Source organism: Pseudonocardia sp. MH-G8 (genome assembly GCF_002262885.1).
In the GTDB taxonomy this organism is placed as follows: Bacteria; Actinomycetota; Actinomycetes; order Mycobacteriales; family Pseudonocardiaceae; genus Pseudonocardia.
In genome coordinates, this window is sequence record NZ_NKYF01000001.1 from 1444163 (window position 1) to 1455574 (window position 11412).

At 70.6% G+C, this 11412-nt stretch carries 14 protein-coding genes; 9 read left to right on the forward strand and 5 right to left on the reverse strand.

The annotated features are described in order from the left end of the window. The first annotated feature begins 11 nt into the window (after positions 1-11). From CFP66_RS06775 to CFP66_RS06795, 5 genes are all read left to right on the forward strand, one after another. Complete coding sequence (locus tag CFP66_RS06775) at positions 12-197, forward strand: hypothetical protein (protein WP_094921131.1); 186 nt, start codon at positions 12-14, stop codon at positions 195-197. Positions 198-323: 126 nt separating this feature from the next. After that, positions 324-512 (forward strand): hypothetical protein, encoded by a 189-nt coding sequence (locus CFP66_RS06780; protein ID WP_094921133.1) that lies wholly within the window; start codon positions 324-326, stop codon positions 510-512. 58 nt (positions 513-570) lie between these two features. Further along, positions 571-789: a hypothetical protein gene (locus CFP66_RS06785; RefSeq protein ID WP_143517140.1), complete on the forward strand. Its 219-nt coding sequence runs from the start codon at positions 571-573 to the stop codon at positions 787-789. 449 nt (positions 790-1238) lie between these two features. Continuing rightward, positions 1239-2618 carry a lipopolysaccharide biosynthesis protein gene (locus CFP66_RS06790; RefSeq protein WP_094921136.1) on the forward strand — a complete coding sequence of 460 codons (1380 nt, stop codon included), beginning with the start codon at positions 1239-1241 and terminating at the stop codon, positions 2616-2618. Beyond that, positions 2615-3583, forward strand: a complete 969-nt coding sequence (locus tag CFP66_RS06795) for a hypothetical protein (RefSeq protein ID WP_143517141.1) — start codon at positions 2615-2617, stop codon at positions 3581-3583. The genes CFP66_RS06790 and CFP66_RS06795 overlap by 4 nt, the downstream gene beginning before the upstream one ends. 387 nt (positions 3584-3970) lie before the next feature. Here the strand turns inward: CFP66_RS06795 and CFP66_RS06805 are convergent, their stop codons facing one another. Beyond that, positions 3971-4945: an AraC family transcriptional regulator gene (locus CFP66_RS06805; RefSeq protein WP_094921140.1), complete on the reverse strand. Its 975-nt coding sequence runs from the start codon at positions 4943-4945 to the stop codon at positions 3971-3973. Positions 4946-5026: 81 nt separating this feature from the next. Here CFP66_RS06805 and CFP66_RS06810 point away from each other — a divergent pair, with 81 nt between their 5' ends. Next, positions 5027-5863: an NAD(P)H-binding protein gene (locus CFP66_RS06810; RefSeq protein WP_094921142.1), complete on the forward strand. Its 837-nt coding sequence runs from the start codon at positions 5027-5029 to the stop codon at positions 5861-5863. 49 nt (positions 5864-5912) lie between these two features. Further along, complete coding sequence (locus CFP66_RS06815; RefSeq protein ID WP_094921143.1) at positions 5913-6341, forward strand: pyridoxamine 5'-phosphate oxidase family protein; 429 nt, start codon at positions 5913-5915, stop codon at positions 6339-6341. Here the strand turns inward: CFP66_RS06815 and CFP66_RS06820 are convergent. Continuing rightward, entirely contained in the window at positions 6304-7524 is a 1221-nt protein-coding gene (locus CFP66_RS06820; RefSeq protein WP_143517142.1) for an MFS transporter, read from the reverse strand. The two genes, CFP66_RS06815 and CFP66_RS06820, sit on opposite strands and share 38 nt — an antisense overlap. 84 nt (positions 7525-7608) lie before the next feature. On the opposite strand from CFP66_RS06820, the gene CFP66_RS06825 reads away from it, so the two are divergent. Next, a complete protein-coding gene (locus CFP66_RS06825; protein WP_094921145.1) occupies positions 7609-8064 on the forward strand; it encodes a helix-turn-helix domain-containing protein in 456 nt (151 codons plus the stop codon). A 41-nt stretch (positions 8065-8105) separates the two neighbouring features. Here CFP66_RS06825 and CFP66_RS47025 read toward each other — a convergent pair whose 3' ends face one another. From CFP66_RS47025 to CFP66_RS06835, 3 genes are all read right to left on the reverse strand, one after another. Then, positions 8106-8348, reverse strand: coding sequence for a hypothetical protein (locus CFP66_RS47025; RefSeq protein WP_143517143.1), 243 nt, complete (start codon positions 8346-8348; stop codon positions 8106-8108). 33 nt (positions 8349-8381) lie between these two features. Next, the gene (locus CFP66_RS06830) at positions 8382-9089 is read right to left on the reverse strand and encodes a class I SAM-dependent methyltransferase (protein ID WP_094921146.1); all 708 of its coding nucleotides are present in this window, start codon (positions 9087-9089) and stop codon (positions 8382-8384) included. A 347-nt stretch (positions 9090-9436) separates the two neighbouring features. Further along, complete coding sequence (locus CFP66_RS06835; RefSeq protein WP_094921148.1) at positions 9437-10405, reverse strand: alpha/beta hydrolase; 969 nt, start codon at positions 10403-10405, stop codon at positions 9437-9439. 129 nt (positions 10406-10534) lie between these two features. Here CFP66_RS06835 and CFP66_RS06840 point away from each other — a divergent pair, with 129 nt between their 5' ends. Then, entirely contained in the window at positions 10535-11392 is an 858-nt protein-coding gene (locus CFP66_RS06840) for a TetR/AcrR family transcriptional regulator (protein ID WP_198961259.1), read from the forward strand. Positions 11393-11412 lie beyond the last annotated feature (20 nt).

The following is an 11412-nucleotide window of genomic DNA, read 5'->3' on the forward strand; positions in this document are numbered from 1 at the left end:
AAATCCCTCGCGTGACCGTGACCGCTGACGAGGACGTGCTCGCGGAGCCGCGTCCGTGCGCGCGTTGCTCCCAGCCCTCGCTGCTCTGGGTCGCAGGCCGGTGCGCCGACTGCATCGCACAGCTGGGGCTCCAGGACGATTCGGCCGAGTACCGGTCCTGGAAGGACGACGTGCGAACCGAGTTCGGCCGGAAGTAGTGCCGGCCCGTCCCATCGCCGATACCCGACCGCCTCCGCCACTCGCCCATGCCTCGCTGAGGGGTCAGACTGTCGGTAAGTCGTGCTGCACTAGTCACCGCATCAGCCGATCCCGAGGAGGAAGCCGTGAACGCGAGGCTGGTCCGGCATACCCGTGAGGAGCTGGAGGCACGACGCCGCGACGCCGTCGCCCGCCTGGATCCGGACGAGCGCACGGTACGTGCACGCGCGGAGCAGGGAACGCTCACGCCGGAGGAACGAGACCTACTGCTCGACCTGGAAGGCGTTGATTTCCTCCTCGGAGAGGATGCGTGACGCTCGACGTCGAGTCCGCCGCTCTGGAGTTCCCGCAGAATTGCAGGATCTGCTCGACGTGGCCTTCGTCCTCCACGAGTTCGGCGTCGACCGGCAGCCAGACGCCCCGCACGTACTGCGAGAAGGACGGGAGCGCTGGCGCCGGAGGCAGATCGCCGCGCTGGTCCGCGATGCACCGGATGAAGCAGTCCGGGTGCTCCGGGACCTCGGCTATGCGGTGGCAGACCCAACCGACGGACCTGTGCAGGCGAAGGCCGGCAAGCTCCAAGCCTGGTGACGAGGTTCCTCTCGCCGTCGACACCACCGCTCAGCCGACAGGGTATGGCCGGTCGCAGAGCACCCGGACCAACAAGCCGTGCTGGTCGACGTACCAGTCGCCGATCTCGGTCGCGGCGTCAGTCATCCGGCGCCTCCCCAAGACGTGGGCGCACAAGACCACATGATCGCCGGATGGGTGCCACAGCGGCACCATGTCGCCGCCCGTGCACCGAACTCGTGATCACCCCTGCTCCCCCGGAACGGGGGGCACGAGCACGCCGTCGCGCCGGCACGTCCTCGGGCTCTCAGCGCAGGCACAGCCTCCATCTCGGATGATCGGCCCGGCACCGACCGCGCCTGCGCCAACCGGCAGGTCGCAGCACAGCCGGCAGCCGTCGATCGTCGGCGGTGCACCCGCCGCTCCAGGGAGGCACGACCCAGCATGTCGGCACGTCGCAGGACAGCCCCATGACGGGCGACGAGCCACGACCGGCCGCGACGACCGGGCCGATCCGGAGCGCGGGGAACGACGATGCCGACCTGGACGCCTCGACCGTCCGGATCCGCGTCGACCGCGGCGGCGCGGACGGTTGGCGCGCCCCCCAGCACCGCGACGGGATGGCGCTCGTGCTCAGCTCGGCCGTCTCGTCGGCCATCGGGATGTTGTTCTGGGTGCTCGCCGCGCGGCTGTTCGACCCCGCCACGGTCGGGGTCAACTCGGCCGCACTGTCGGCGGTGTCGCTGCTCGCCTCGGCGTCCCACCTGAACCTCGGCAACGCGATCCTCAGGTTCGTCCCCGTGTCCGATCGGCGCCGTGCGCTCGTCGCGGGATGCTTCGCCGTCGGGCTCGGGTGGGGAGCGGTGGTCGGGCTCGGGTTCGGGGTCGGGGCGAACGTCTGGGCACCGGATCTCGTCGCGGCGTTCGGGCACCCCGCCCTGATCGCCTTCTACGTGATCAGCGTGCCCCTCTGGACGGTGTTCGTCCTGCAGGACTCCGCCCTCACCGCGATCAAGCGCGCGAGCCTGGTCCTCGTCGAGAACCTCGTGTTCGCCCTGCTGAAGATCGCTCTGCTCGTGGTGGCCGCCGCACTGGGCCTGGTGTTCGGGATCGCGGTCGGCACGTTGGCCGCCACGTTGGTCCTCGTGCTCGCGGTCACCACCTACCTGGCCCGGGCGCTGCGCGGGCCGACGGCACCGGCGGGGCACACAGCCCGGACGGCCACGGCGCGCGACCTGGCCGGGTTCGTCGGCGTCGACTACGCGGGCAACCTGGCCTGGCAGGCCGCCGTGTTCGGGCTCCCGCTCATCGTCATCGCCCTCACCGACCCCGGCGGCGCCGCCGTGTACGGGATGGCATGGCAGATCACCTACTCGCTCTACCTGGTCGCGTCCGGCATGGGCAAGTCGATGGTCGTGCACTCGGCGGCAGGCGACTCCGCCGCGATCGAACGCGCGCGCCGCGGGATGGACCGCAAGACGATCACGCTCGTCCTCCCCGGCGCCGTCGTCGCAGCCCTCGGCTCGTACTTGATCCTTTCCGTGTTCGGGAGCACGTACGCCGAGAACGGCGCGCTCCTACTGGCGCTGCTGGCGCTCTCCGCGATCCCCAACGTGGTGACGAACTCCGCGCTCTGGGAAGCGCGGGTGCGCCGCAACCGCGCGGTGCAGTTCGGGCTACCCGCCGCGACCAGTGCTGCGGTCATCGTCGGCACGCTCGTCCTGGTCCCGGCCATGGGCATCACGGGCGCGGGATGGGCGTGGCTGGCAGCGCAGAGCGTGGCGGCCGCCGTGATCCTCCTGCACCGCAGGAAGGCACAGCGCACCACCGAGAAGGAAGAGACACGTTGACCCCGATGCTCGCGCGCCCGTCCGGCGGCGCCGACGACCAGGACGCCAACGACCACGACGCCGACGACCAGAACATCGATCACAACTCGGGAGGCACAATGACACTCCACCGTCACCGGTCCCACCGGGTCGGACCCGTTCTGGCCCTGTTCGCGGCCGCCACCCTGCTCGGGGCGTGCGGCACGCAGGCGGCGCCGCCTCCGGCGCAGGCACCAGGATCGTTCGACGACGGGGTCGGGCGCATCGCCATGTCGGCGGACGGCAACCAGCACGACGAGGACGACTGGGCGTCGGCACCCATGGCTCTGGCCATCCTCGCGCACCGCGACCTGCAGCCCAACCTCGTGCACTACGACTACAACAACCACATCTGGGACTCGTCGCAGGACCACGTCGAGAACATGACCGAGAGCGTGCAGGAGGGCGGCGAGCGCTTCGGCTTCGACATGTCCCGGTTCTTCGACGACACCGACCCGCAGCGGTTGGAGGCGGGCACCCAGAACCTGGTGGAGGAGATCAACGCCTCCACCGAGGACGACCAGCTGTCGATCGTGCTCGCCGGCCCAATCGAGACGGTCTGGATGGCGCTGAACGCCGCGGACCCGGAAGCCAGGACGCACGTCGAGTGCGTCACCCACGGCGACGACTCCTTCAACCAGACCCACGGGGCGGAAGAGCACGACGGCCACGACTACGAGGACCTGATCGACCTCGGCTGCGAGCGCGTGGAGATCCCGGACCAGAACTCCGGGCTCGGGCCCATCGAGATGGACTTCTGGGACTTCCTCACCGACAGCGGCGACGAGAACTGGGAGTGGCTGTACTCGCGGCTGGACCTGGTGGGCAACGGTGACGTCTCGGATGCGGGCATGGTGTTCTACGTGATCACCGGCGAGGAGGAGTCCGACCGGTCCGAGCTGAAGTCCTACTTCCAGTCGGGATCGGGGGAAGCGACCAGCGAGTGAGGGTGGACCACGTGCAGCCGGGCCGCGTCACCGCACCGCATGGTCGCACGGACGCCAGAACCAGTGCCCCGGGATCACGGTGCCGTCCAGGGAGGTCGTGCTCGTCTCCTCGCGAACGGGGACCACGGCGAGGACCGCCCCGCATCGGCACGCGAACTCGACGTGCCCGCCGTGCTCGCACTCGACCGGCCTACCGGTGCTGCCTGTAGCGGTGAAGCGGTGCCCGCGGCAGCAGTCGAGGTAGGTCGGTGGGGGCGATGTGGCGAACGGATCCACGCCGTCGAGTTCGCACCGGCTCTCCAAAACGTGACGCGTAGCGGCGACACGATCGGGTGAGCCTCCAGGCCGCCGCCTCTCGAAGCGCTCACCGACCGGACGTCGCCGGCGTCATGCGGTTCGCTCGACCGCCTGGGAGACCGCGGTCGCCCTGCGCCGGAACTCGCTGGGGTTGGCGCCCCGGACCCGCTTGAACGCCGCGCTGAACCCGAACGGGTCGGAGTAGCCCACGGCCCGGGCGACGTCCGCGACGGTTGCCGCGTCCCGCTCGACCAGCAGGTCCGCCGCGAGCGTCATGCGCCAGTTGGTGAGGTAGGTCAGCGGCGGTTCGCCGACGAGGTCGGCGAACCGCTTGGCCAGCGTCGATCGCGACACGCCGGTCCGGTCCGCCAGTGCGGCGACCGTCCACGGTGCCGCCGGTTCGGCGTGCAGCAGGCGCAGCGCGTCACCGACCACCGGGTCCCGCTGGGCGGCCCACCACGCCGGCGGCGCGCCACCGGGCCGGTCGAACCACTCGCGCAGCGTGCACACCAGCATCCAGTCCAGCAGGCGGTCCAGCACCACCTGCTGCCCCGGCGCGTCGACGGCGACCTCGGCGGCGAGGTGGTCCAGCACGGCGTCCCCCGTGCCCCCGGCGTCCACCCGCAGCACGACGGGTAGCGCGTCCAGCAGCCGGCGGCTGATCTCGCCGCGCACCGGGTAGGCGCCGACGATCAGGGTCGTCGCGCCGTCGCCGGCGCCGTCGATGCCGTCGTCGCCGCAGTCGTTCCAGCCCAGGCGGTGCCGCGTGCCGCCCTGCTCGGGGGTCGCGCAGAACTCACCGCACGCGATCGGCTCCGCCCGGGTGCCGATCTCGTCGACGAAGGTGAACGTGGCGGGCCCCCGCACCACCACCGTCTCGTAGGCGCCGAGCTGCACGGGCGGGTGGTGCTCCGGCACGATCCAGCCCGCCCCGGTGAGGACGGTGCACAAGGTCAGCGGTGCGCCGTCCACGAAATGCAGCGACCACGGCGGTGACAGGGTGGAGCTGCCGAACAGCGAGCCGTTGGCCCGCACTCCCCGGATCAGGTCGTCGAACACGTCCACCCCCGCAGGTTAGACGCACACACAGGCGATCCGGCGCTTCACCTATGGATTCGTCCGAGCTGCCCCCGTTCAATCGACGTCATGCGCAACGACAGCACGCTCGTCCTCGGCGCCACCGGCAAGACCGGCCGGCGGGTCGTCGCCCGGTTGGGCCTGCACGGCACACCCGTGCGTGCAGCCTCCCGGTCCAGCCGGATCCGGTTCGACTGGTCCGACCCCGCAGGCTGGGACGCAACCCTGCAGGGCGCCGACGCCGTCTACGTGGTGGCCCCGCCCGTGCCCGGTCCGGTGCACGAGTTCGTCGCACGGGCCGAGGCCGCAGGCGTGCAGCGCCTGGTGCTGCTCTCCGGGCGCGGCGCCGACACCTGGGGCGACTCCCCGTTCGGGCTGGACATGCGCTCCGCCGAGGACGCCGTACTCGGCTCGGCGCTCGAGTGGACCATCCTGCGGTCGTCGAACTTCGACCAGAACTTCGACGAGGACGTCTTCCACGCCCCGCTCGTCGCCGGCGAGCTGGCGCTGCCGGCCGATTCGGTTCCCGAGCCGTTCATCGACGTCGAGGACGTCGCCGACGCCGCGGCCGTGGTGTTGACCGGACCCGCCCGGCACGCCGGCCGGATCTACGAGCTGACCGGCCCGCGCGCGCTCACCTTCGCCGAGGCCGTCGACGTGATCTCCCGGGCCTCCGGGCGACCCATCACCTACAAGCAGCTCTCCCCCGCCGAGTACACCGCGACGCTGGTCGAGGCGGGTGTGACCGAGGACGTCGCCCACCACGTCGCCGAGATGTTCGTACTGATGGAACGCGGGCTGTTCGCCGCCACCACGGACGACCTCGCCACGGTGCTGGGACGGGCGCCCCGGACCTTCGAGGACTACGCCCTGCGGACCGCAGCGGCCGGAGCCTGGGGCCGATGACCGCTCGCATCGCCCTGGACACCCCACCGATCCTCCTGGAAGGCCCCTGATGAGCACCGACACCAGTTCGCTGACCGCCGAGGACCTCGAGTTCCTCCGACGCCCCTTGCACGGGTTCCTGTCCGTGGCCGGCGGTCCGGTTCCGCCGCAGCCCAGGCCGGTGTGGTTCGAGGCCACCGCCGAGGGCGCCATCCAACTGTTCACGGGTCCGGACACGCTCAAGGTCCGACGCCTGCGCCGCGACCCCCGCGCCTCGATCGTGGTCGCCGCCCCGGCGGGTGAACGCGAGCGCTGGGTGTCGGTCGCCGGCCGCACCACGGTGGAACCCGACGGAGCACACGACCTGGCCACCCGCCTCGCCGCGCGCTACTGGGGGCTCGAGGACCCGACCCGGGCCGACGACCTCGCCGAGATCCTGGCCGAGGACCAGGTCCGCCTCGTCATCCACCCGGAGACCGTGAGCCGCTACACGTACTGACCTCGGCCCTCACCGAAGTCGATCTGCCCGCCTCGCCGGATCGCCGGTCGATCACCCACACCGCCAGCGCGAACGCTGCGAATCCGGCCCCGAGCAGGCTGGAGCCCACCCAGCCGTGGGCGGCGGCGACGGCGGTCGTCGCGGCCGCACCGAGGGCGGAACCGAGCGAGTAGAAGACCATGTAGCCACCGATGACACCGCTGGTGCGATCCGGGTGCGCAGCAGTGAGCACCTGCTGGTTGGACACGTGCACGGCCTGGACCGCGAAGTCGAGAACCACGATCCCGACGACGAGCAGCCACAGCGACCACGGCAACTGCGCGATCGCCGCCCACGATGCGATGAGCAGGGTGAGCGCGAGGCCGGTGACCGGGGCCGCCCGTCCGGCGTCCGCCCACCGCCCCGCCCGTGCCGCACCGAGCGCGCCGGCGAGCCCGGCGATGCCGAACAGCCCGATCTGGCTCTCGCTCAGCTGCCACGGCGCGCCCGCCAGCGGCAGGGACAGCCCGCTCCACAGGGTTCCGAACGAGGCGAACACGAAGAACGCGATGAGCCCGCGCGCCAGGTTGGTGTGCTGCCCGAACAGCGCGCCGAGCGAGATGACGGCCCGCCGGTACCCACCGGGTCGGTCGGGGCGCTCCTCCGACGGGATCGCGACGAGGACGAGCGCCGCGAGCGCCAGCGACAGCACCGCGAGCACGGCGTAGACGCTCCGCCAGCCCCACAGCTGCGCGAGCGTTCCGGCGACGACCCGCGCGCCCAGGATGCCGACCACGACGCCCGAGGTCACGACACCGATGTTGCGTCCGCGTTCGGCGGGCAGCGAGACCGACGCGGCGTAGGCCACCGTGGTCTGCACGACGACCGCGAACACCCCGGTGGCCGCGAGCCCCACGAACGCCGCCCAAGCGGCCGGCGCCGAGGCCGTCAGGGTCATGCCCACGGCGATGAGCGCCAGGTGCACGGCGATGAGCCGGCGCCTGTCGACCACGTCGCCGAGCGGCACCAGCAGCACCAGACCTGCCAGGTAGCCGACCTGGCCGGTCGCGACGATCCACCCGGCCAGCTCTGCCGGCACACCGAGATCGCGTCCCATCGGCTCCAGCACCGGCTGTGCGGCGTAGATGCTCGCCACGGCGACACCGCAGACCACCGCGAGGAACAACCGCCGCCACACGTCCATCACGCCCCACCGATCAGTTGCAATTTGCAACTGTTCGGACCGTACGGCAGGATGGTTTCAATTCGCAACTCATCGGGAGGCGTCATGCCGCGCACCACGGGCTCCCCGCCCCCCGGCTGGACCGACCCCGATTGCCCCGTCGCCCGCACGCTCGACCTCGTCGGGGACCGGTGGAGCCTCCTCGTCATCCGCGACGCGATGGACGGGGCACGGTCGTTCACGGAGTTCCAGCGCCGCACCGGCATCGCCCGCAACATCCTCACCGACCGGCTCCGCAAGCTCGCCGCCCACGGGCTGCTCACCCAGCGCACCGCACCCTCGGGTCGACGTCAGGAGTACGTGCTCACCGACGCCGGCCACGACCTCTTCCCGGTCATCCTGACCCTGAGGCAGTGGGGAGAACACCACGCCTTCGGCCCCGACGAGGCCCACTCGACGCTCGTCGACCAGCACGGCGCCCCGGTGCCCGCCATCGCTCTCACCAGTACCGACGGCACCGTCCTCGACGCCGACACCACCCACGTGCAGAAGGCCCGCTGATCACCGTGAGGGCGATGCCGCTGCTGACGTGCGACGCCATATCACCAGCGCCGATGCTGCGCCTGCGGCCATGATCGCGCCGCCGACCCAGGCCGCGACGTGCATGCCGCCGCTGGGGCGACGATCACCACCGGCGACGTGCCGGACTTCGTGGTCGTGAAGGACGACGAGTCGTGCTGACCATCGGCCTGCACTTCGCCACCGTCGCGCCGGGCTGACACTCCGACATCGCGGGCGAGGACGATGCCCACGTTCCAGTTGACGCAGAGAAGGTCCGGCAGCATCCGCCGTGCACAACCCCGTCGGCAGCAGGCCGGCTACCTCTTGCGGCAGACGAACTCGCCCTGGGTGGGCATCGGGCACGAACTCGACACCAGCTCGAAACCGGCGCGGTCGAGCAGGCCTTCCAGGATCCAGGTGTAGGTGGAGAACTCCTCACGGATGTGGGTCTCGAACTCCTCGGGGGTGAAGGTGTGTCCGCCGGCTGCGGCGTCCACCCACAGCTGCAGCTCCTGGTCCGCGGCTGCGGGGTCGAAGCTGAACATGGCGTCCCAGAGGTAGAAGGTCCCTCCCGGCTTCAGCATGCCGGCGGCGTTGCGCAGGGCGTGCTGCTTCCACATGTCGGGAAGCTGGTGCAGGGCCGACCTGGTCGTGACGACGTCGGCGGCAGGCCCTGGGTGCTGGTGGTCGAGGAACCCGGCGTGGTGCCAGTGGGCCGAGACGCCTTCGCTCTCCGCGCGTTTCGTGGCGTAGCGGAGCATCTCGGGAGAGACGTCGACGCCGTGTGCGTCGGCTCGTCGCCGCGCCGCCTCGACGACGAACGAGCCCGTGCCGCAGGCGAGGTCGACCAGGACGCTGCCGCGTCGGACCGCGAGCCTGTCGAGCAGCTCGTTGTCCCGCTCGGCGCTGGTGCCCTGGTTCCGGTCGTAGCTCGCGACGGCCTGGGGCGTACCGAGCTCCACGCCCACGGGCGCGTACTCACGGAAATACCACGCCGGCTTCTGCACGCGCTGGGTCTCCGACATCTCGCAGTTCTACGGTTGCTGCCGTCCGGGCCGCAAGAAGCGCGACCGAGACGGAGGCGTCGCGGTCGGAGCAGGCGTTGCCTGCAACATCATTCCGAGATCCATCGGATCGCCCCTCGGAGGGCGAAATGCTCGACCTCGCAATGATCGATCAATCCGAGATCGAGGTGAGCGCCCTCGGCGGACCGGCAACGTGGATCTCGCAACGATCAACGACCGCCGCGGGGGGGCGAGTGCCCTCTCGCCGATGCCGACCCTGAGGAGCCCGGTGCTCGTCAGGCCGAGGGCAAAGCATTCGTCGCAGAGGGCACCGTAGCGACCGGACATGGAGATGTCGGGGGCGCGGCTCACTGGTCGCGCTGCTCCCAGTACCGCCCCAGCTCCGATCCGAGCGGCTCGGCAGCCTGCACGGGCAAGGAGTGAGTGGTCCGAGGCCAGACGGTGACCGGCTCCATACCCAGATCGCGCGCCCGGTCCGCGGCGGCGGCACCGCCGGCCAGCGACTTGTCGCTCGCGATGTCGATCCGGACCGGCATGGACATCGAGCGCCACTCCTCGTCGGTGAAGGTCCGCGGCACCAGGGTCACCGAGGCGTAGTGCCGGGACCCCTTGTCGATCATCACTGACATCGGGGTCCGTTCCTGCACCTCGGCCACCGAGACACCACCGATCTCGGCCAGGGCGTGGTCCTTCCACGACTGCGGCACGGGCAACATCAACAGCGCCGACCACAGGTAGATCGACGCGGGCATCCCGTGCAGCACCATCACCGGCTCGAGCAGCGTCAGCGAGGCCACGCGGCCCGGATGCCGGAGTGCGTGGACGGCCGCGATGGCGCCACCGAAGGAATGCCCCACCACGTGCACGCGATCGAGGTCCAAGCCGCCCAACACCTGCTCCACCCAGTCGGCCTGGTGGTCGAAGGAAGTGAAGGGGATCGCCTGGGTCGACATCCCGGCGTCGCCGATCGCGTCCATGGCGTAGAGCGGGCGCTGCCCGATCCACCGGGTCAGGTTCTCCCCCCACATCGGAGCACCCGAACGGATCCCGGGCAGCAGCACCACGGGCAGCCGGGAAGCCGGCGTGCCGCTGCCGGCCGCCCACTCGTAGACCCGCACGGTGCCGTACGCGGTGTGGACGTCGTGAGTTCGGGTCGGCGACGGCAGCGTCGCCATCACCTCGTCGTAGGCGGCCCGATAGGACTCGAACCCCTCCTGGCTACGCCAATGACCCACCGTCGATGCCGGCTGGATCACCGATGCCGCCTTGTCGATCACCAACCAGGCGACCACCAGGACCGCGAGGACCTTCCACATCCGGCGCCGACGGCCTCGTCGACGCGGCCCGCCCCCGTGGAGGCCTCCGGAAATACGGTCGTATCGATCACACTTCCGGAGTGTACACGCGGTCAATACGTCCGTATTTATGGTTGGTACGCTGGCACCGTGAGCGGCAACGCGGACACCGTCGATCGTGGGTCGTCGATCATCAGGGCGGTGTGGCAGGTGATCGCCGAGCAGGGCATGGAGGCGGTGTCCATGCGCACGGTCGCCGCAGCCGCCGCGGTGTCGGTCGGCCGGATCCAGTACCGGTTCCGAACCAAGGACGAGCTCCTCAGGGCGAGCCTCGAGGCGATGCTGTCCGGCGCAGCACAGCTCCATGCCGACGCCACCGAGGGCGCCGACGACCGCGCCGCGTTGTTGCACCTGATCGGACACCCCATCCCGCGAGCGGAAGGGTCCGCAGCGGGGGTCTCGCTGTTCCACCAGTACGTCGCCGCCGGCATCAACCACCCGCCCTTGGCGGGCCTCCTGGCCGAGGCCAAGGACGAACAGGAACGCGAGGCGGCACGTCTCCTCCGGAAGGTCGCGCCCGACCTCCGAGACCCCCGGGGCGAGGCCCGATTGCTGGTGGCCACCGCGGACGGCCTCGCCATGCGCGTGCTGATGAACAACCTGCCGGCCGTGGAAGCGCAACGAGCCCTGCGGACCGCATTGGACCGCATCACCGGCTCCGGGCAGGAGGTCTCAGCCGGCCATGACGGTGGCGATCAGGAGGTTGCCCGCGAGCCATGTCAGCGAGATGAGGGCGTCGAATCGGAGCAGGCGCCGCCAGCAAGATCTTTCCGAGATCTACGGTTTCGCCCCTCGCAGGGCGAACAGCTCGACCTCGCAACGATCGATCAATCCGAGATCGAGGTAATCGCCCTCGGAGGGGCGAAACCGTGGATCTCGCAACGATCAACGGTCGTTGCGGACCGCGAGGGCCCCGTCGCACCGGCCAAGAAAGGAGGGCAGGCATGAGCTAGATCACGATTGAGGTT